This window comes from Thioclava dalianensis, from assembly GCF_000715505.1.
In the GTDB taxonomy this organism is placed as follows: Bacteria; Pseudomonadota; Alphaproteobacteria; order Rhodobacterales; family Rhodobacteraceae; genus Thioclava; species Thioclava dalianensis.
This window is the reverse complement of sequence record NZ_JHEH01000010.1, coordinates 21,854-42,594: the sequence shown is the minus strand read 5'-3', so window position 1 is coordinate 42,594 and position 20,741 is coordinate 21,854. Positions and strand designations below refer to the sequence as shown.

General features: G+C 62.5%; 19 protein-coding genes. 16 read left to right on the top strand and 3 right to left on the bottom strand.

All coding sequences use genetic code 11. From position 1 onward, the window contains the following. Positions 1-26: 26 nt before the first annotated feature. Genes DL1_RS09995 through DL1_RS09985 form a run of 3 tightly spaced genes read left to right on the top strand, consistent with a single transcriptional unit; the run spans position 27 to position 1,514 of the window. Positions 27-611: an RNA polymerase sigma factor gene (locus DL1_RS09995; RefSeq protein ID WP_038065600.1), complete on the top strand. Its 585-nt coding sequence runs from the start codon at positions 27-29 to the stop codon at positions 609-611. Continuing rightward, on the top strand, positions 604-1,008 hold the full coding sequence (locus tag DL1_RS09990; protein WP_051693471.1) for a hypothetical protein: 405 nt from the start codon (positions 604-606) through the stop codon (positions 1,006-1,008). Before DL1_RS09995 ends, DL1_RS09990 begins: the two co-directional genes overlap by 8 nt. Continuing rightward, on the top strand, positions 1,008-1,514 hold the full coding sequence (locus DL1_RS09985; RefSeq protein WP_038065598.1) for a periplasmic heavy metal sensor: 507 nt from the start codon (positions 1,008-1,010) through the stop codon (positions 1,512-1,514). The genes DL1_RS09990 and DL1_RS09985 overlap by 1 nt, the downstream gene beginning before the upstream one ends. 33 nt (positions 1,515-1,547) lie before the next feature. Here DL1_RS09985 and DL1_RS09980 read toward each other — a convergent pair whose 3' ends face one another. Next, positions 1,548-2,939, bottom strand: coding sequence for a diguanylate cyclase (locus DL1_RS09980; RefSeq protein ID WP_038065595.1), 1,392 nt, complete (start codon positions 2,937-2,939; stop codon positions 1,548-1,550). A gap of 98 nt (positions 2,940-3,037) precedes the next feature. Here DL1_RS09980 and DL1_RS09975 point away from each other — a divergent pair, with 98 nt between their 5' ends. The 7 genes from DL1_RS09975 to dacB all read left to right on the top strand — a co-directional run bounded on the left by DL1_RS09975 (position 3,038) and on the right by dacB (position 9,830). Beyond that, positions 3,038-3,316: a DUF3572 domain-containing protein gene (locus tag DL1_RS09975; RefSeq protein ID WP_038065593.1), complete on the top strand. Its 279-nt coding sequence runs from the start codon at positions 3,038-3,040 to the stop codon at positions 3,314-3,316. Between the two features lie 49 nt (positions 3,317-3,365). Further along, on the top strand, positions 3,366-4,085 hold the full coding sequence (locus tag DL1_RS09970) for an HAD family hydrolase (protein ID WP_038065590.1): 720 nt from the start codon (positions 3,366-3,368) through the stop codon (positions 4,083-4,085). Continuing rightward, the gene (locus tag DL1_RS09965; protein ID WP_051693470.1) at positions 4,078-5,793 is read left to right on the top strand and encodes a DUF4153 domain-containing protein; all 1,716 of its coding nucleotides are present in this window, start codon (positions 4,078-4,080) and stop codon (positions 5,791-5,793) included. Before DL1_RS09970 ends, DL1_RS09965 begins: the two co-directional genes overlap by 8 nt. Before the next feature lie 60 nt (positions 5,794-5,853). Next, complete coding sequence (locus tag DL1_RS09960; RefSeq protein WP_038065587.1) at positions 5,854-6,444, top strand: heme NO-binding domain-containing protein; 591 nt, start codon at positions 5,854-5,856, stop codon at positions 6,442-6,444. Beyond that, on the top strand, positions 6,441-7,637 hold the full coding sequence (locus tag DL1_RS09955; protein ID WP_051693469.1) for a GGDEF domain-containing protein: 1,197 nt from the start codon (positions 6,441-6,443) through the stop codon (positions 7,635-7,637). Before DL1_RS09960 ends, DL1_RS09955 begins: the two co-directional genes overlap by 4 nt. A gap of 73 nt (positions 7,638-7,710) precedes the next feature. Beyond that, positions 7,711-8,316 (top strand): nicotinate-nucleotide adenylyltransferase, encoded by a 606-nt coding sequence (locus DL1_RS09950; RefSeq protein ID WP_051693468.1) that lies wholly within the window; start codon positions 7,711-7,713, stop codon positions 8,314-8,316. 71 nt (positions 8,317-8,387) lie between these two features. Beyond that, positions 8,388-9,830 carry a D-alanyl-D-alanine carboxypeptidase/D-alanyl-D-alanine endopeptidase gene (gene dacB / locus DL1_RS09945; protein WP_051693467.1) on the top strand — a complete coding sequence of 481 codons (1,443 nt, stop codon included), beginning with the start codon at positions 8,388-8,390 and terminating at the stop codon, positions 9,828-9,830. On the opposite strand, the gene DL1_RS09940 is transcribed toward dacB, so the two are convergent. Together DL1_RS09940 and DL1_RS09935 are read right to left on the bottom strand one after the other, a co-directional pair. Then, complete coding sequence (locus DL1_RS09940; RefSeq protein WP_038065581.1) at positions 9,831-10,721, bottom strand: type IV pili methyl-accepting chemotaxis transducer N-terminal domain-containing protein; 891 nt, start codon at positions 10,719-10,721, stop codon at positions 9,831-9,833. 81 nt (positions 10,722-10,802) lie between these two features. Continuing rightward, on the bottom strand, positions 10,803-11,225 hold the full coding sequence (locus tag DL1_RS09935; RefSeq protein ID WP_038065578.1) for a tellurite resistance TerB family protein: 423 nt from the start codon (positions 11,223-11,225) through the stop codon (positions 10,803-10,805). 110 nt (positions 11,226-11,335) lie between these two features. Between DL1_RS09935 and DL1_RS09930 the strand changes: the two genes are divergently transcribed. From DL1_RS09930 to DL1_RS09905, 6 genes are all read left to right on the top strand, one after another. Beyond that, complete coding sequence (locus DL1_RS09930; protein WP_038065576.1) at positions 11,336-12,937, top strand: lysine--tRNA ligase; 1,602 nt, start codon at positions 11,336-11,338, stop codon at positions 12,935-12,937. A 231-nt stretch (positions 12,938-13,168) separates the two neighbouring features. Beyond that, on the top strand, positions 13,169-15,526 hold the full coding sequence (locus DL1_RS09925) for a glycosyl hydrolase family 28-related protein (protein ID WP_038065573.1): 2,358 nt from the start codon (positions 13,169-13,171) through the stop codon (positions 15,524-15,526). A gap of 385 nt (positions 15,527-15,911) precedes the next feature. Then, the gene (gene acs, locus DL1_RS09920) at positions 15,912-17,882 is read left to right on the top strand and encodes an acetate--CoA ligase (protein ID WP_038065571.1); all 1,971 of its coding nucleotides are present in this window, start codon (positions 15,912-15,914) and stop codon (positions 17,880-17,882) included. After that, the gene (locus tag DL1_RS09915) at positions 17,882-18,574 is read left to right on the top strand and encodes an adenylate kinase (protein ID WP_051693466.1); all 693 of its coding nucleotides are present in this window, start codon (positions 17,882-17,884) and stop codon (positions 18,572-18,574) included. The genes acs and DL1_RS09915 overlap by 1 nt, the downstream gene beginning before the upstream one ends. Before the next feature lie 67 nt (positions 18,575-18,641). Further along, the gene (locus DL1_RS09910; protein ID WP_038065568.1) at positions 18,642-18,899 is read left to right on the top strand and encodes a DUF4212 domain-containing protein; all 258 of its coding nucleotides are present in this window, start codon (positions 18,642-18,644) and stop codon (positions 18,897-18,899) included. A gap of 24 nt (positions 18,900-18,923) precedes the next feature. Then, positions 18,924-20,684 (top strand): sodium:solute symporter family protein, encoded by a 1,761-nt coding sequence (locus tag DL1_RS09905; protein ID WP_038065566.1) that lies wholly within the window; start codon positions 18,924-18,926, stop codon positions 20,682-20,684. Positions 20,685-20,741 lie beyond the last annotated feature (57 nt).

Sequence of the window (20,741 nt, the reverse complement as noted above, 5' to 3'; positions counted from 1 at the left end):
GCGATCCGCGCTAGGCGTTTGGCGGAATGGATATGGCGCTTGATGCGATGAATGACAGCACCGACGAAGCTCTATTGGAGCTTTACGCGCAGGGCGATCCCGCGGCGGCGCGTGCGCTCACGCTTCGGCTTGGGCCGTTGGCGTATCGGCTGGCGCTGCGTAAACTGCGCGATGCAGCCGAGGCCGAGGATGTCGCGCAAGAGGCGCTTTTGCGGCTCTGGAAGATCGCGCCTGACTGGCGTGCGGGAGAGGCGAAAGTCTCCACATGGCTCTACAGGGTGGTCAGCAATCTTGCGACGGACCGTCTGCGCAAGCGGCGCAATGTCGGTCTGGATGAGGCGCCCGAGATTGCCGACGATCGTGCCTCGGCGCTGGAGGATCTGATCGTGCGCGACCGGATGGCGGCGTTGGACGAGGCGCTTGAGCAGCTTCCCGAACGCCAGAGGCTCGCGGTGACGCTGCGCCATATCGAGGGCCTGTCCAATCCGGAAATCGCGGAAGCGCTGGAAACCGGGGTGGAAGCCGTAGAAAGTCTGACAGCACGTGCAAAGCGCGCTTTGACCGCTCTTTTGTCCGGGCGGCGTGAAGAATTGGGGTTTGGCGATGAATGACAAAAGGTTTGATCGCGAGACGATGGCACGCGAGGATGAAGCGCATATCGATGCGCTTTTGCGAGAGGCGCGCGCAAACGCCCCCGAGCCTACAGCGGGTTTCATGGCGCGAGTGATGGATGATGCGCTTGAGGTGCAGCGGGGCTTTGCGCTCCCGCGCGCGGAGCGTCAGTCCCGCGCGGGAGTCATCGAGACCCTGCGTACGCTGTTTGGCGGATGGGGTGCCGTGGGGGGATTGGTGACCGCGGGTCTGGCGGGGCTCTGGATCGGCTTCATGGGCGCTCAGCAGGTTGATACGGTTGCCTCAGGCTATTGGCAACAAAGCGAAAATCTGGGTACGGTGAATCTCTTGCCCGAGGTGGAAACGGTCGCCTATGTCGATGAAGGAGGGTTCTGATGGCCGTGACAGGCAGCCCTAGTCGCCGTTTGATCCGGTGGGTGCTGATCGGGTCGGTCACGCTCAACCTGTTGGTGATCGGCGTTATCATCGGCGGGATCTTCGGGCATGATCGACATCCGCCGCGCATGGTCGTCGGCGACGTCACGCTGGGCATCTTCACGAAATCGCTGAGCCCGGAAGACCGGGAGGCCTTGCGGCAGGAAGCCCAAAAGCGCGCCCCCGAATTTCGCGCGATGCGGATGCAGGCGCGTGCGGATCTGACAGCGCTGATCGGCGCGCTCAAGGCGCAGCCCTGGGATCGTGCCGAGGTCAAAGCCATTCTCACGCGCCATCAGGATCGGATGGTCAAGCGGGTGCAGCTTGGCGACGCGCTGATTTTCGAGCGGTTCGATGCGATGAGCGTGGCCGACCGTCGTGACTTCGCTGACCGGCTTCAGAAGGATGTGGAGCAGCACGAGAAACGCCGCGAGGAGCGCCGGGCGCAAAAACGCGACGCGCAGTAATCTAGGATTGGATTTCGGACCCGTGCGATCCGGTCAGGCTGCCGTTCCCGCATCGATCATGACCTGATTGCGCCCGGTCGTTTTGGCGCGCATCAAGGCGGCGTCCGACCGGTCGATCAAATCCTGCGCGGTGCTCGCAGAGGTGCCCCCCAGCGCCAGACCTATGGAAATCGACACCCAGATGCGGCGCCGGTTGCCAAGCGGGATCGGAGACTCGTCGATCACACGGCGCAGGCGTTCGGCAGCGCTCCCGGCCTCTGCAAGGGTCGTGTCGGGAATCGCGATGAGGAATTCTTCCCCCCCCAGCCGGGCGATCAGATCAATGCTGCGCAGGTTCGAGCGCAACCGGTTTGACACATCGATCAGGACGTCATCGCCGGCCGTATGGCCGTAGGTGTCATTGACAGATTTGAATCGGTCGAGATCGAGGATCAGGACGGCAAAAGGGCGTTGCGTATTGCGCGCGTGGTCCTGCATTCGGGCCAGATGGGTGAGCGCATAGCGTCGATTGTGGAGCCCGGTGAGCGGGTCGACCATCGCCAGCCGCAACCCCTCGTCCAACGCATCGCGCTGTCGCGCTAGTCTGCATTTTCGGCACAGTTGCGCTGTTACGCGCAGCGCGGTCTCGCGCGCGGCAAACCGGCAGGAAAGATCGATGGGCGCCAGATCATTGGCCCCGAGATCCAGCGCGGTCGCCTGCGTTTCGCGTGCGTCCGCCCGGGTGCAGATCACGATGGCCGCGTTGGATGTTTCGGGACGCGAGCGCAGCTCGGACATCAGGCGCAGCCCGTCACCGCGTTGCGCAAGCCCCGCCTCGATCAGGAAAATATCCGCCGCGCATTCGGCACCGGGGCGCGCGAGCGTTTCTTCGCGGCTCAGGATCTTGATCTGGTCACCGGGCAGTTCGCGCGCCAGTGCACGTTTCGAGCGCAGCGCCGAGTCGGGACGGGCCGCGATGACCGCAATGCGCGCTGGCGGCCGGAAATCGCTTTGCGCCTCGGCAAAGCCAAGCTCGCTGCACGCGGTCTCGCGGCGCAAAAACTCCCGATCAATTGCATATTCCCGCATCAGGCTGCGTAGCCGGGCGAGCATAACCAGTTCGTTGAAAGGTTTCGACAAAATGTCATTGGCGCCGCTTTGCAACAGCTCCAGACGCTGCTCGGGCGTGTCGCTGGGCGTGATGGCGATGATCGGGATGTAGCGGGTCGCGGCCATTTCACGCAGGCGCGTGATCACCGTAACGCCGTCGATATCTGGCAGTTCGATGTCGAGCAGGATCAACTCTGGCTTTTGCTCTATCGCAACGGCGATCGCTTCTTCGCCGCTGGCGGCCTGACAGGTTTCGTAGCGTGCGGCAGACAGCATCGCCTTGAGTGCGATGCGATTGGTTGCGACGTCATCGACGATGAGGATCGATCCGGCCATGGGCCTCCTGCCCGAAATGAGCGCATTTTGCGACTTTGGCTTGAAGCTAGCACCTCAAGCGTTAACAAAGTGTTTCCGAACTTTGGGGCAGGGCGCACATGCAGCACGATTCCGCACATATCCTCGCGATAAGGTCTTTGGGCTGGCTGGTGTCGAACGAGACGCTGATCGACGGGTTTCTTGCCCATACCGGGGCTTCGCAGGAGGATCTGCGGGCGCAGGCGGGCGACCCGGATTTCCTTTGCGGTGTGCTGGACTACCTTATGCTCAACGACCAGTGGGTGCTCGACTGCGCCGCCGATCTGGCCGTTGCGCCCGAAGACTTGGCGGGTGCGCGCACAGTGCTGGGACGCGGTGATCAGAGGCACTGGACCTGACCGGTTGAACGAGGCAGTCTCGCGCCGCGATCAGCGGAAGGATGTGAGAATGGCAACCGGCGAAATTCAGGCGATCCTTTTCGATAAGGATGGCACTTTGTTCGATTTCGACGCGACCTGGGGTGCCTGGGCCAGCGGTCAGCTGAAGGCCTTGGCGCGCAGTGAACTGCATCTTCGGGGGCTTGCGGCGGCTATCGCTTTCGACCTCGATCATGCCCGTTTCTATCCGCAATCGCCGGTGATCGCGGGAACGGCAGGCGAGGTGGCGGATCTGCTTTTGCCGCTTTTGCCGGGATATGAGCGCGCAGACCTGATCGCCTCGCTCGACGCTGCCGCCCAGCAGGTGCCGCTGGTGGCGCCAGTGCCGTTGCGCCCCTTGCTGGAAACGTTCCGTGCACAAGGCCTGCGGCTCGGGATTTGCACCAATGATTCCGAGGCCACGGCCCATACCCATGCCCGCCGCGCCGAGATTCACGAGCTGTTCGACATGATCATCGGCTATGACAGTGGCTTTGGTGCAAAGCCGGAGCCGGGGCCGCTTTTGGCCTTTGCCGACCGTTTCGGGCTCGATCCCTCCGCCGTTGTGATGGTCGGTGACAGCCGTCACGACCTCTACGCAGCACGGGCGGCGGGCATGCGCGGGCTTGGCGTTCTGAGCGGTCCGGCCAGCGAAGCGGATCTGGCCCCCGTCGCCGTTGCCGTCCTGCCCGATATCGGTGCGATCCCGGAGTGGCTGCGGCAACAGGGACGGGCAGGGCGCGATGGGTGATCGTGTCCAACATGTCATCATCGGCCTGCTGGCCGGGCTGTTTTTCTGGGCGCTGCAGTCGGACTCGCTCGGGGGGCTGTCGCTAAGCCCGCGCGCGGTGTTTGGGTTTGGGGTTGCAGGTGTCGCGTTTTTCGGGGCCTGTCTGGCCATGCTGGGCGAGATCGGTCTGCGCCGTGCCGCTTTGGGGGCCGCGGGTATCGCGATTGCGCCTAGCGTGCTGGGCTGGTGGGCGGCGGGCGCGCTCGACCCCGCCCGCTCGGTCGCAGCGCAGATGCCCGCCGGGGTGCTGGCGCTTTTCGTGCTCGGCGCCGTGCCGATCCCCTTTGCCGTGGCCTACGTGCAAGAGGGGCGCAGGTGCCTAGGGAATTACCCTGTCTTGTTCGCGCAGTCATGGATGATCGTGGTGCGCTACGGGGCGGCTTGGCTCTTTGTCGCGCTGGTCTGGTTGCTGCTTTATCTGTCGTCAGAACTGCTGGAGAGCGTTGGGATCAATCTGCTCAAAGAGCTGTTTCGCAACACGGCGCTGGCGCTTGGGTTGTCGGGGGCCATTTTGGGCCTCGCCATGGCCGTGGTGACTGAGCGCGAGGACATGATCTCGCCCTTCTTGCTGCTGCGTTTGCTGCGCCTGCTACTGCCCGTTGTGCTTGTTGTGGTCGTCGTTTTCCTCATTGGCCTAGCGCTGCGTTTGGGGCGCGAGGGCGTGCCCGGCCTGTCGATCGGTCAGACCTTGATTGCGATGGCACTCGCCGCGATCACGATGATCTCGGTAGCTGTCGAGCGCGACGACAGCGAGGCCGTGGCGACCCGATTGCCGCGCAACGCAGCAAAGGCGCTCGCAGTCGTGCTGCCCGTGCTCGTTGCGGTCGCTGTATGGAGCTTGGCGCATAGGGTCGCCCAGATCGGATGGACCCCGGCGCTGGTGGGACAGACGGTGGTGCTCTGCGTGCTGGCGGGCTACGGGCTTGGCTATGGCGGGTCTGTGCTGACAGGGCGCGGCTGGATGGCGCGTATTCGACGTGTAAATATCGCGATGGCGGGTGGTCTGATTGCAGCGGCGGTGCTGTGGCTGACGCCGCTGATCGACGCCAACACGATAGCCGCACAGTCGCAACTGGCGCGCTACGCGGCGGGGGAGGTTCCGGCGTCACGCCTGCCGCTCTATCGGATGGGGCGCGACTGGGGGCGGCCCGGTCAGGAGGCCGTCGCGCAGCTTCGCGCCAAGGCCGAGAGCGACCCGGATCTGGCGCGCGCGCTTGCAACGCTTGACCCGCGTGACGGGCAGGCCAGCGGAGAGAGCGATCTCGCCGCGTTGCGCGCAGCAATCGCGGTGCCGACCGGATCGGCGCCGATCCCTGTGGGGTTGCTCACGCTGATCGCAGAGCAGGCGCGCGCGCGCGGAGGCAATATCTGCCTGACCGGGACCGCCAAGCGACCGATCTGCGCCGTCGTCGTCGCGAATTTTCGGCCCGATCACACCGGTCAGGACGCCCTTTTGGTGGTCGCAGCGCCGGGCCAGCCCCCGGTGCGTGCGTTCTCACGCTCGGGAGATGTCTGGCAGTTTGATGGCGTGACGCGCGCACTCGGCGGCGCTCCGGTCGATCCTGAAGCGGTGATCGCGGCGATTGTCGCGGGGGATTACAAGATCGTGCCAAGCGGGCTCTCGGCGCTTTCCGTGAATGGCGCGCTTCTGGTGCCGAGGATGCGCTAAGCGCTCAGATCTTCGGGGATTGTTAAGGCTTGGAGCATAGCATGTGCCGATGGAGGCATCATGCAGGGCTTGGTCAATCGATCTATCCAAAATTTCCTGTCCGATACGTTCGGAGAGGAGGTCTGGCGCGATATCGCACAGCGGAGCTCAATCCCGGAAGAGGGGTTCGAAGCGATGCTGGGCTATGATGAAGCGGTAACCGACACGCTGATCGAGGCGGCTTGTACCCGGCTTAATCGCGGGCGGCTCGACCTGCTGGAGGATCTTGGCGCCTATCTGACCACCCGCGAAGCGGTGCGGCGCCTCTTACGCTATGGCGGGCGGGATTTCGTCGATTTTCTCAGATCGTTGAATGAATTGCAGGGGCGCACGCAGATGGCGCTCGACTATTTGCATCTGCCCGAACTGTTCTTGCTTGAGGGGGAGAAAGATCATTTCGCGCTTGAAGTGCGCGCCGCGCAGCCCGGCTGGGGCGCTGTGCTGGCCGGTTTGGTGCGCGCGATGGCAGATGATTACGGTGCGCTGGCGCTGATCGAACTGATCGACCCCGCCCCCGATGGGACTGAGCGTTTGTCGCTCCGACTGCTCGATCACAGTCATAGCCGGGGTCGGGCGTTCGAACTGTCGCACGCCGTGGGGGGCGCCGGATGAACGGGGCGCCCGAGATTGCGCCCAGTCAGGGGCTCGCGTCCCGCGATGCCCTGCGCAAGGTGATCGCACGAACTGCGACACGTGCGCAGGAGTTTGAGCAACTCGTCCCGATCCTCGGGGCCTTGCTGCCGATGTTTCTTTGGGTCGATCCGCAGGGCAAAATTTGCGCCTTGGGCGCGACCTTGCAGAAGGCCATGGGTGGTCGCTCGGTACTTGGTCAGCCATTTGAGCGCTTCTTCCGGATTGGGCGCAGCCGCGATCGGCTTGAGAGATGCCAAGATGCCGGTACGCCCCTTTGCGCCGCGCAGAACCAGGCGCAGAGTTGCGATCGCCGGATGGGTCGATGTGGGGCCTCGCTGATGCGCTTGGCACAGCAGCGTATCGTGCATCTCACGCTTGTCGAGGCGCCGGGGATTGGCCTGCGCGGAGAGGCGTTCAGTGTCGGGCAAGCGGGTGAGGCAGGCATCTTGCTGAGCCTCAGTTTCGGCATTCACTTGCGTGAGGCCGTGGCCGAGTTCGCCCTGACGGATGGAGATTTCTCTCCGGCGGATCTCGCGATTGATTTGCTGTATCAGCAAGAGGCCAAGGCGCTTGTGACGGGGGAATTGCGCGCGCTCACCTCGCGTCTCGACAAGGCCCGCAAGGCCGCCGAGGCGCAAGCGCTGAGTGACCCGCTCACAGGCTTGGCCAACCGCCGTGCGATGGATGCAGCACTGGATCAGGCTTTGGCGGGGGCGGCACGTGGCGGCGCGGGCTTTACCCTCGTTCAGATCGACCTTGATCACTTCAAGCAGGTCAATGACAGTTTGGGCCACGCGACGGGCGATTATGTGCTGGGCGTCGTCTCTGAGATCTTGCGGGACTCGTTGCGCGTGGGCGATCTCGCGGCACGGATGGGCGGCGATGAGTTTGTGCTGCTCATGCGCGGTACGATGACGCCCGAACAGATCGCGGAACTGGGCGCGCGGCTGATCGGGCGCCTGTCCGAGCCTATTCGCTTCGAGGGGGCGGAATCCCGGATTTCCGGTTCACTCGGTGTCGTGCGGTCGATAGATTACGCCGCCCCCGAGAAAGCCCGGATCTTGTGGGACGCGGATGTTGCGACCTACGCGGCCAAGGCGGCGGGTCGCGGGCAATGCATCTTACACCAGCCGTCGGAGCAAGAGCCCCGTTCCGTCCCGAAAGCGGGCTGATCATGGGCGATTTCCGGTGCTTGGATGCTGTTTTTGCTTCCGTTGCCATCGCACGATCGGATAAGGGCTGCGCATGAGACAGGGATATCCCATCGCGCGGCCGGGCATGCGGATCGGTATTCTGGGCGGGTCGTTCGATCCGGCCCATGACGGACATGCTCTGATCACCCGCGAGGCATTGCGGCGGTTTGGGCTGGACCGGGTGTGGTGGATGCTCAGCCCGCATAACCCGCTCAAGGAAAACGGCCCGGCCCCGATGGCGCAACGCATCGCGCAGGCGCGCAACGTGATGTCCGACCCGAATGTCGTGATCACCGATATCGAGGCGCGTCTGGGCACCCGGTTCACGGCGGATACCTTGGCGCGGTTGCAAGCCTGTTATCCGGGCGTACATTTCGTCTGGCTGATGGGGGCCGACAATCTCGTGCAGTTCGACCGCTGGGATCACTGGCGCGATATTATGGCGCGCGTGCCGGTGGGCGTGCTGGCGCGGCCGGGCTGGCGGATGGCGGGGCGCTACGCGCGCAGCGCGCGGATCTTCGCGCGCGCCGAACTGCCCGCCGAGCGCGCTCGCCAGCTTGCGAGCCTGCAGGCGCCCGTCTGGTCTTTTGTGAATATTCCGATGTCTTCGCTGTCTTCGAGCGAGATACGCGCGCGGGGAAAATGGCCGAAACTGTGATCGCGCGCCCGCTTGAAGCGGGTCGGGCGAGCACGTTAGGCTTCTCGCGTAGCAGGGGTAGGAATCAGATCATGGACATGTTGTCGCGGCGCGATGTTTTACGGGGGCTTGCAGCCTCGACGGCGGTCGTGAGCGTGGGGCATGGTGCTGTGGCGCAGACCCGGATCGCATCGGGCGAGGCCTTGGTTCAGTCCGCCGGTCTCTCTGGCGACGTGGCCTTTGTGGTGGCCGACCTGCGAACTGGCCAGATCCTTGAGAGCCGGAAACCGGGACAGGCGATGCCCCCGGCCTCGGCCTTGAAATCGATCACTTCGATGTACGGGCTCGAGACGTTGGGCTCGCAGTTTCGGTTTGGCACACAGCTGATCGCGACCGGACCAGTCGCGAATGGAATCATCCAAGGCGACCTGATCCTTGCAGGCGGCGGGGATCCGACGCTTGGGACCGATGATCTCAATGAGATGGCCAAGGCGCTCGCGGCCAAAGGCGTGCGTGGGGTCTCGGGGCGGTATCTGACCTGGGCGGATGCGCTGCCCTATGCCCGGGAGATTGCCGATGATCAGCCGATTTTCGCCAGCTACAATCCGGCGCTGTCGGGGCTGATGCTCAATTTCAACCGTGTGCATTTTCAGTGGAAGCGGAGCGGGAACGGCTGGGCACTGGCGATGGATGCGACGGGCCAGACGGTTCAGCCGACCGCCTATACGGCCTCGGCGAGCATCGTGAGCCGTGCCTCTCCACTGTTTACCTATTCCGATCGCGGTGGCGTGGAGAAATGGACCGTGGCTTCGAGCGCACTGGGGCGCGGCGGCAGCCGTTGGCTTCCGGTTCGTCATCCCGCGGCCTATGCGGGCGATGTGTTCCAGACCCTCGCGCGGGCGCAAGGCGTTCCCTTGCCGCCTCCGCAGAGCATCGGGCGTTTTCCGGGCGGTTCGGTTCTGGTCTCCCATGCCAGCAATCCATTGCCGCCGCTGCTGCGCGCAATGATGAAATATTCAACCAACCTGACCGCCGAGGCTGTCGGCGTCTCGGCCAGTTTGAGGCGGGGTGCGGGCGGTTCGATCAATGCCTCCGGGCGGGCGATGAGCGATTGGCTGCAAGCGCGGACGGGCGCGCGCTCTGCGAAATTCACTGATCACTCCGGGCTTCGGGCCGATGCGCGTATCGCGCCGGTCGATATGGTGACCGCGCTTCGGACGCTGGGCGTGCCGGTGGGGCTGCGTGGCCTGATGAAGCCGTTCAAACTGCGCGATGCGACGGGCCGCTATATGAAGTCGCAACCCTTCGCGGTTGATGCCAAGACCGGCACGCTGGATTTTGTTTCGACACTGGCGGGCTACATGACCGCACCGGATGGGACCGAGTTGGTCTTTACCATCATGACGGGCGATCTGGCGCGGCGCAGGCGATATCTTGGACAGGCCCGACCGCCGGGGCAGACCGATTGGGTGCGCCGTTCGAAGATCTTGCAAAGTCAGTTGCTAGAGCGGTGGGCGGCTGTCTATGGCGCGTGATCAGGCGTCGACATAGCTTTTTACGACGCCATGGAGGCGGGGCAGAAGCGCCTCGTAGCCATTGGCGATTTCGAGCAGGTCGAGCTTGTTGAGGGCTTCATCGGCAATTCCAGGCTCAAGCAGGTAGACGAGATCGCTCCAGGCGTAATGGGCCTGCACAAGCGCTTCGAAGACCTCGGGCGGCGGAGGTTTGGAACTGGCGGAAATCGTGCCCCTGCGTAACGCAACGCCGGTTTCTGAAAAGAGTGCAAGCCGCGTGCGCATCCGTTTGTTGTACTTCTGGAAATCCGCATTCTGACTGCGGGCGGCTGCGCTGAGGCAGATGTCCTTCACGACGGCCTGCGAGAGCATGCGCTGACGCCCCGCGAGGTTGACTTCGAGCGTCGCGCCCGTATCCGCCTCAGACTTGGTTTGCATGTCGGAAAGCGTCATGACCACCGCTTGCGACATGCTCAGCAGATCGGGTTCTTGCTTGGCCAGCGCGAAAAGCGTGGCGGTCTGAAGGATCTCTCCCGCGCGCGCCTGATCGCGAAGCGACGTTGCGCGCGTTTCGAATTCCTGCCACGTCGCACGGTTTTTCTTCAGGATGAGTTCCAAAGCGCGATCTTGATTGGCTTCGAGCCCGAGCTCCGTCGAGCCGAATTGCAAGATATCGAGCGTCTCGCTGTATAGCGCGAGCGTATTTGTCAGGATGTTCAGTTGTTTTTCGCGGTCGATACCGAGCGTGATGAAACAGGCGGCGGCCGTCATACGTTGGCTGAGCAATCTTTGACGCCCGGCGATGTCCATGCGCAGTTTGGCGGTGTGTTCGGATGATCTGTCCTGAGCCATGCCGGGCAGCGCGAGGCTTAGTGCGCAGGCGACGGCGCATAGCAAGTTGATCAGGCGCATCAGACCCTCCGGCAGCCACGTTTCCCATGGCATAGCAAAAAGGTCTTTCCGATCGGTTAAGCGTTGCCTACCGGCACGCGTCTACAAGGTCATGTGCCGCGCACGCGCGCCCCATTCGATGGCGACGGCGTGCAGGCGATCAATTGCCAGCTCGCCCCGGATCTCTTCAAGCATGCGCAGCTCGGTCTGCCGGAGCGCGCCATCGGCAGCGGCAACGTCGCAAGCAAGCGCATAGGCGGTTTCAAAGAAACGCTCGGGCAGGGCGTCGCGCACCAGTCCGAACAGCGCCTCGATCCCGTCCTCATCCTCGAAAAGCGCAAAGACGGATTTCGACACGCGCGCGATCCGATCAATGTCGTAGTCGGCAAAAATCGGCATGTGATCGACGATCCGGCTGATCGCGAGTAGTTCCGAGGTGGGCACGTCTTCATCAGCCGCCGACACCGCGACCATGACCGCGACAAGTGCATCTTGGGCCGAAAGAGAGGCAAGAATATCGTTCACTGGGACAGGCTCCTAACTGAGGTGCAAGCTGCAAATTATTGACTGTTCTGGCGTGTCGCAATAGGTGGGTCGCCGATGGGCGCGATGGGCGCGCCTTTGTGAGGTATGCTATGACCAGCTTTCGTGACGCTGCAATGAATTCCAAGGCTTGGCCCTTTGAAGAGGCCCGCCGGTTGCTCAAGCGTTACGAAAAGAAGGATCCCGAGAAGGGCTATGTCTTGTTCGAGACGGGCTACGGCCCCTCTGGCCTGCCCCATATCGGGACATTTGGTGAGGTTGCGCGCACCACGATGATCCGGCGTGCCTTCGAGGCGATTTCCGACATCCCGACACGTCTGATCTGTTTTTCCGACGATATGGACGGGATGCGCAAGGTGCCGGGCAACGTGCCCAATCAGGATATGCTGCGCACGCATGAGCAAAAGCCGCTGACCTCGGTCCCCGACCCGTTCGGCGAGTTCGAGAGCTTCGGCGATCATAACAATGCGATGCTGCGCCGCTTCCTCGATACGTTCGGGTTCGAATACGAGTTCGCCTCGGCCACCGAATATTACAAATCGGGCAAGTTCGATGCGATGCTGCTGCGGGCGGCGGAAAAATACGATGAGATCATGGCGATCATGCTCAAGTCGCTGCGCGAGGAGCGTCAGCAGACCTATAGCTGCTTCCTGCCGATCCATCCGGAAACGGGCCGTGTGCTTTATGTGCCGATGAAGGAGGTCAATGCCAAGGATGGCACCGTGACCTTCGACGACGAGGACGGGCGCGAGTGGACGCTGCCGGTCACGGGCGGCAATGTGAAGCTGCAATGGAAGCCCGATTTCGGCATGCGTTGGGCCGCGCTCGACGTCGATTTCGAGATGTATGGCAAGGACCATTCGACCAACACGCCGATCTATGACGGGATCTGCCGCGTGCTGGGCGGACGCGCGCCCGAGCATTTCACCTATGAGCTGTTCCTCGACGCCAATGGCGAGAAAATCTCGAAATCCAAGGGCAACGGCCTCTCGATCGACGAGTGGCTGACCTATGCCTCGACCGAAAGCCTGAGCTATTTCATGTATCTCAAGCCCAAGACGGCCAAGCGGATGCATTTCGACGTGATTCCCAAGGCGGTGGACGAGTATCACCAGCAGCTGCGCGCCTATCCCGATCAGGATGCCGACAAGCAGGCCAATAATCCGGTCTGGCATATTCACGGCGGCAAGGTGCCCGAAAGCCGGATGGTCGTGCCGTTCTCGATGTTGCTCAATCTCGCATCGGTTGCCGGAGCGACCGACAAGGACGGGCTGTGGGGCTTTATCAAGCGCTACGCCCCGGATGCCACGCCCGCGAGCCATCCCGATCTGGATCAGGCCGCCGGTTTCGCGGTGCGCTACTTCAACGATTTCGTGGCTCCTGAGCGGCAGTTCCGCCTGCCGACAGATCAGGAGCGCGCGGCCATAGAGGATCTGCGCAACCAATTGGCCGAGCTTCCGAAAACCGATCTCAATGTGCAGTTTGATGATCCCTCGGACGCGCTTCAGACGATGGTGTTCGCCGTTGGCAAAGCCCATGAGTTCGAGCCGCTGCGCGATTGGTTCAAGGCGCTCTACGAGGTGTTGCTGGGCGCCAGCCAGGGGCCGCGCTTTGGCGGGTTCATCGCCCTCTACGGTGTCGATGAGACGATTGGCCTGATCGACCGTGCGCTGGCCGGAGAGCTTGTGGCCTGAAGGCCCAGACCGCCGCAAAGACACAATCGAGAAATGCCCGCGCCCATCTAGACGCGGGCGTTTTCATATCTCCGACCCGGACGATCGCGTACGGTGCTATCAGGAGTTCTTTAACCTTCACGTCTAGCTCTCTTCGGGCCGGGGCAGTGGCTGCGGCGAGGCCAGATCCGGTCGTGTCATTCCCTTGGCGCCCGGATCTGGAAGGCCGGAACACGAACAAGAGGATTGCTGATGAACGTGGCGATTACCCAAGGGCTGGATTTGACGCCGCCCCCTTTCATAGACGGGTTGGATCAGTGGTCGAGCGAGAACGGAACGCCCGGCTCGACGACCTATGCCAATGTCGCAAACGCCGCCTTCGTGCCGGCGGATGCCGATTTCGGCGGCTGCATGGAACTGATTAAGACGCAAAGCACGCAGAAGGTCCGGGCGATGGTGCGCACGCCGATCCTGCCCGGTACCTATCTGCGGATCTCGGCACGGATCAAGGCGCTGAGCGGCAACCTGCCCTCGGTGCGCGCGGCGGGCTATGCGGTGAAGTCGAACAACGCCCATGTCGGCGGGCTGATCGAGACCGGGCCGACGGTGGCGCTGCAAAGCTACGGCGAGGTGGTGGAAGTCTCGGCAATCGTGGGGACCGGCAACCGCACGGGCGTGGATATGCCGTGGGGGCTTGGCCCCGATTACGGCTATCTCGGGATTGATCTGACGGGGGCCAATGGCGGCGTCGTGCGGATCGACGACATTCAGGTCGAGGATGTCACGGACGCCTTCCTGCGCGAGATGTTGGAATGGGTCGATGTCCGCGATTTCGGCGCGATTGGCGACGGGGTGAGCGACGATCGCGCGGCGTTTGTGGCCGGCCGCCAGGCCGCCGATGGCCGCACGATCATGGTTTCGGAGGGGCACTACCGTATCGGAAGTTCGCTGTCGCTGAAGGCGCCGGTACGTTTCGTGGGCACGCTCACCATGCCGGTTGCAGCCAGTCTGGCGCTGCTCGCCTCGTTCGACTTTCCGACCTATGCGGATGCGTTTGGCGATGAGGAGGCGGGCTTTAAGAAAGCGTTGCAGGCGCTGTTTGGTTATACCGATCACAACGTGCTCGACCTGCGCGGGCGCCGCGTCGAGATCACCGCACCGATCCGCATCTCGGAGATTGCGCCCGACCTGTCGACTTTCTCGAACCGCCGGATCTTGCAAAACGGCCAGTTGAACGTGATCGAGGGATCGGCGTGGAATGACGAGGTGGTCACCTCGCAGGCTACCTATGCGATCGCTCAGCCGCTGCAGATGACCAATGTCGCCAATATCGCCAATATTCCGGTTGGCGCGCATGTGACGGGCAGCGGGGTTGGGCGCGAAGTCTATGTCACCTCGAAAAACGTGGGCGCAGGCACGCTCTACCTGTCGCAGCCGCTTTATCGCGAAGTCTATGTCCCCTCGAAAACCGTGGGCGCAGGCCCGCTCTCCCTGTCGCAGCCGCTTTATGGCGGCTCGGGGACGCGGAATTACACGTTCCGGCGCTACCAATATGTGCTGGATTTCTCGGGCATGGATAAGCTCGATCGGTTCAACATCGCCAATATCGAGGCGCTGTGCAACGGCGCTGCGAGCTTTCTGATGCTGGCGCCCCAAGGCCAGATGGTCCAGATCCGCGACAGCTATGTCGTGCGCCCCAAGGATCGCGCGATCACCTCGATTGGGCGGGGTTGTCAGGATTTCCTGATCGACGGCTGCCAGTTCTTGTCGGACGAGCAACTGACCCGGGCGCAGGATCGCAAATCTGTCGTGTTCAACGCCAATGCCAATGACGTCAAGATCCGCGACTCGCGCTTTGTGCGCTTTGGAACGACATTCGTGCTCAATGGTTCGGGGCATCTGATCGTGGGCAATCATTGGTTTCAGGGCGACGAGGAGAGCTCGGGCGTGCGCGTCGCGGGGCTCGTGTTCACCCAGACCAACGTTCAATCGGCGGTCACGGGCAATTATATCGACAACTCGGTGATCGAATGGACCAACGAGCATGATGCCAATCCTGATTTCGGCAATGAGTACAGTTTTGGCGGGCTCACGATCACCGGCAATACCTGCGTATGCATCAATGTCGCGCCGTGGTTTTGCTGGTTGTCGATCAAGCCCTATGGCTCGGGACATTTCATTCAGGGCTTGAGCGTTGCAAATAACGTCTTCAAATCGCTCAACGGGCCGGTCGACCGGATCGAGCGGGTCGATACCAGCTTCGCGGATTTGAACCGTGCCCGGATGCGCAACGTGACCTTTGACGGCAATATGTTCAACGCTGTCAACGCGATCACTCAGAACCCGGTGGTGCTCGAGGTCAACCAATCGAGCGCGCAATCGGTCTGGACGGTCGATCCGAGCGACTACCTGCCCTTCGCGGGGTGGGCGCGCAACTGTCAGGGGTTGGTGGCGGAAGGGATGATCCGCAACAACGCGGGCGCGCGGGTGTCCTCGATGCCCTATGTCGAGATCGAGGAAGGCTCGGGCAAGACGCAGGCGACGATCAACTGGCCCGAGGCGGCGCGGGGGCGGGTGCAGATCACGCTGCGCATGGACACGCCAGTCTGACGGTCGCATTGCCCCGATCCGGGGGCAGAGCATTGCACAGCCTGAGGGGCACGGGCGCGCGAGGGAAGCCTCGCGCGCCTTTTCTTGTGCGCGCATCAGGTCTGCAGCTATTGGAGGCGCGCGGGCTTTGCAAAATGCCGCATTTTTCAGCCTTCGCTACATTCAAACGCTTGATCATGCGTGTAGAAATCCATGCGAAATTTGCAAAGTTTACAAATCACTCAACCTTTGTGTGAATAAATTAACTGAAAAATCCAATGATAAAAGGGAGTTACAAAAAATTTATACTTTAGTTTACACCCTGCTTGAGGTAAGCTGCGCGCAAGGCGGTTGCGTGCGAGGAGGTGACGCCGCGCCGCAATCTGTATTTTGAGGGAGGACGCCCATGACGGCTCAGGACCAAGCGCATCACATCCCGGCCAAGAAGGATATCCCTGCGGGATTTGAGAATGCCCACGCAGATGCTGCGAAATATCGTGAGATGTATCGGGAATCGATGGACGATCCCGAGGGGTTCTGGGCGCGCGAGGGCAAGCGGCTTGACTGGATCACGCCCTATACCAAGGTCAAGAACACCGATTTCACCTACGGAAATGTCTCGATCAAGTGGTTCGAGGACGGGGTGCTGAATGCCTCGGTCAATTGCGTCGACCGTCATCTGGCGACCCGCGCCGATCAGACAGCAATCATTTTTGAGCCCGACAGCCCGGATGCACCGGCCCAGCACATCACCTATCGCGAGCTGAGCGAGAAGGTGAATCGCTTCGCCAATGTGCTGCTCAGCCAAGGCGTGATGCGCGGCGACCGGGTGGTGATCTACCTGCCGATGATCCCCGAGGCCGCCTATGCGATGCTGGCCTGCACCCGGATCGGGGCGGTGCATTCGATCGTCTTTGCAGGATTCTCACCCGACGCGCTGGCCAATCGTATCAACGATTCCGGGGCCAAGCTGGTGATCACCGCGGACGGGGCGCCGCGGGGCGGGCGCTCGACTGCGCTCAAGGCCAATGCGGACAAGGCGCTCTTGCATTGCTCTGACAAGGTGCGCTGCCTTGTCGTGAAACATACCGGCGACCAGACCACTTGGGTCGAGGGCCGCGATGTGGATGTCAAAGCCCTGATGGAGACCGCAAGTCCTGACTGCCCGCCGCGCCCGATGAATGCCGAAGATCCACTGTTCATCCTCTATACCTCGGGCTCCACCGGGAAGCCCAAAGGGGTGGTGCATACGACGGGCGGATATCTCGTCTATGCCGCGATGACGCATCAATACACGTTCGACTATCATGACGGCGATGTCTTCTGGTGTACTGCCGATGTCGGATGGGTCACGGGGCACAGCTATATCGTCTACGGGCCGCTGGCCAATGGCGCGACCACGCTGATGTTCGAGGGCGTGCCGACCTATCCCGATGCGGGCCGGTTCTGGGCCGTGTGCGAAAAGCACAAGGTCAACCAGTTCTACACCGCGCCCACCGCGATCCGCGCGCTGATGGGGCAAGGTGCGGAATGGGTCGAGAAATACGACCTGTCCTCGCTCAAGGTGCTGGGCACCGTGGGCGAGCCGATCAATCCCGAGGCGTGGATCTGGTATGATCAGCATGTCGGCAAGGGCAAATGTCCCATCGTCGACACGTTCTGGCAGACTGAAACCGGCGGGCATATGCTGACCCCGCTGCCCGGTGCCATCGCGGCCAAGCCGGGCTCTGCAACGCTGCCTTTCTTCGGTGTGGCGCCGGTGGTGCTCGATCCGCAGACCGCAGAGGTGCAAGAGGCGACCGAGGCCGAGGGCGTCTTGTGCATCGCCGATAGCTGGCCGGGTCAGATGCGCACCGTCTGGGGCGATCACGAGCGGTTCCAAGAGACCTATTTCAGCCAGTACAAAGGCTATTACTTCACCGGCGATGGCTGCCGTCGCGATGAGGATGGCTATTACTGGATCACCGGTCGTGTGGACGACGTGATCAACGTCTCGGGCCATCGGATGGGCACGGCCGAGGTCGAAAGCGCGCTGGTTGCGCATTCCGCCGTCGCTGAGGCCGCCGTTGTGGGCTACCCGCATGAGGTCAAGGGGCAGGGCATCTACGCCTATGTCACGCTGATGAACGGCCAAGACCCCAGCGATGCGCTGCGCAAAGAGCTGGAGACTTGGGTGCGCACCGAGATCGGCCCGATTGCCAAGCCCGATATCATCCAATGGGCGCCGGGCCTGCCGAAAACCCGCTCGGGCAAGATCATGCGCCGCATCCTGCGCAAGATCGCCGAAAACGACCATGGCAGCCTTGGCGATATTTCGACGCTGGCCGATCCGTCCGTCGTCGATGACCTGATCGCAAATCGGGGAAATAAGGGCTGATGGGGCGGCATGATCCAATGACCGAGACCTGCTCTGCGGTGCTGATCCTGCTGGGTCCGCCCGGCGCGGGCAAAGGCACGCAGGCGCGCCTGCTTGAAGAACGCGTCGGCCTTGTGCAGCTCTCGACCGGCGATCTGCTGCGTGCAGCGGTTGCCGCGAAAACACCCGCCGGGCTGGCTGCGAAGTCCGTCATGGAAAGCGGCGGCTTGGTCTCGGACGAGATCGTGCTCGAGATCCTGCGCGACCGAATGGCGGAACCTGACGTGGCGCGCGGAGTGATCCTTGACGGGTTTCCGCGCACCGCCGCGCAGGCCGAAGCGCTCGATGGGCTTCTGGCCGATGCGGGGCAGGCGGTGACCGCCGCGATCAGCCTGCGCGTCGATGATGACGCAATGATCGCGCGGGTCGCGGGGCGCTATAGCTGTGCGGCCTGCGGCGAAGGCTATCACGACGATTTCAAACAGCCCGCGACTTCGGGCGTTTGCGACACTTGCGGAGGCACGGAGTTCAAGCGCCGGGCCGACGACACAGCCGAGACGGCGCGTGCAAGGCTGGAGGCCTACCACGCGCAGACGGCGCCACTGATCGCCCATTACCGGGCGCTCGGTGTTCTCGAAGAGATCGACGCGATGGGCTCCATCGACACGATCGCTTCGGAGCTCGGGACGATCGTTTCGCGCGTATCGACCTGATGTGAGGGAGCGGTTGGCCCCGGGGAGGGGGCCAGCCTTGGGAGACATTGTTATGGGAGTAACGCTTATGGCGGACACATCATCGTCCAACGCCTATTGGAAGGCGAATATCCGGATGATCCAGATCTCATTGGTGATCTGGTTCGTCGTATCTTTCGGCTTCGGCATCCTGCTGCGCCCGATGCTGTCGGGCATCAAATTCGGCGGCACCGATCTTAGCTTCTGGTTCGCCCAGCAGGGCTCGATCCTCGTATTTCTTGTGCTCATCTTCGTCTACGCGTGGCGGATGAACAAACTCGATCGCGAGTACGGCGTCGAAGAATAAAATACTCAGGGAGGAGTATGAGGGATGGATCAGTTTACCCTTAACCTACTGGTGGTGGGCGCGACATTCGTGCTCTACATCGGCATCGCGATCTGGGCCCGTGCGGGCTCCACATCCGAGTTCTACGCCGCAGGTCGCGGCGTGCATCCGGTCGTCAACGGCATGGCCACGGGCGCTGACTGGATGTCGGCCGCCTCGTTCATCTCGATGGCGGGCATCATCGCATTCGGTGGTTACGACACCTCGGCCTATCTGATGGGCTGGACGGGTGGCTATGTGCTGCTGGCCATGCTGCTTGCGCCCTATCTGCGCAAATTCGGCAAATATACGGTCCCGGAATTCATCGGCGACCGGTTCTACAGCCAGACCGCGCGCACCGTGGCCGTGATCTGCCTGATCGTCGCCTCGATCACCTATGTGATCGGTCAGATGACCGGCGTTGGCGTGGCGTTCTCGCGCTTCCTCGAAGTGGACAACACGACCGGCCTCTTCATTGGCGCGGCTATCGTGTTCCTCTATGCAGTGTTGGGCGGCATGAAGGGCATCACCTACACGCAGGTGGCACAGTACATCGTGCTGATCATCGCCTATACGATCCCGGCGATCTTCATCGCGCTTCAGCTGACGGGCAACCCGATCCCGGCGCTCGGTCTGTTCTCGACCGATACCAGTACCAGTCAGCCGCTGCTCTCGACGCTCAACAGTCTGGTCACCGATCTTGGCTTCCAGTCCTATACCGGCCAGCATGACACCACGCTCAACCTGTTCCTGTTCACGATGACGCTGATGATCGGTACCGCCGGTCTGCCCCATGTCATCGTGCGCTTCTTCACCGTGCCGAAAGTGGCGGATGCGCGCAGCTCGGCGGGCTGGGCGCTTGTCTTCATCGCCCTTCTGTACCTTACGGCCCCGGCTGTGGGTGCGATGGCGCGTTTGAACCTGATCAACACCTTCTATCCTGAAGGCGTGAGCCAGCCTGCGATTGAGCTGAGCGCGATCGACAACGATGCGAACCTCGCTTGGGTGCGCAACTGGGCCAAGACCGGGCTTCTGACCTTCGACGACAAGAACGGCGATGGCCGGATTGAATACAACGCCTATAAGGACCCGACCGACGGTAAGCCCGCCAACGAGCTGACCGTGAACCGCGACATCATCACGCTGGCCAACCCCGAGATCGCAAACCTTCCGGGGTGGGTGATCGCGCTGGTGGCAGCCGGTGGTTTGGCCGCGGCGCTCTCGACGGCTGCGGGCCTGCTGATGGCAATTTCGTCTGCCGTTTCGCATGACCTGATCAAGTCGCAGATCAACCCCGGCATCTCAGAGAAGGGCGAGCTGTTGGCGGCCCGGATCTCGATGGCGGTGGCGGTCGTGGTGGCGACCTATCTCGGTCTCAACCCGCCGGGCTTTGCGGCCCAGACGGTTGCGCTGGCCTTCGGCCTTGCGGCGAGCTCGATCTTCCCTGCGCTGATGATGGGGATCTTCTCGAAACGGATCAACAACTCCGGCGCGGTTGCGGGGATGCTTGTCGGTCTCGTGACGACGGTGGTCTACATCTTCTTGCACAAGGGTTGGTTCTTCATCCCCGGCACCAACAGCTTCACGGATGCGGACCCGATGATCCTCTCGATCAAGTCGACCTCCTTCGGGGCTGTCGGTGCGGTTCTCAACTTCATCACCGCCTTCGTGGTGTCGAACGCGACGAAAGACACGCCCGAGGACATCAAGGAACTGGTCGAGTCGATCCGTATCCCGCGCGGGGCGGGGGCTGCGACCGACCACTGAAACCACGCGTCGGGCGGGGGCGTAAGGCCCTGCCCGACCCAGACGTTTCCCGGGGCG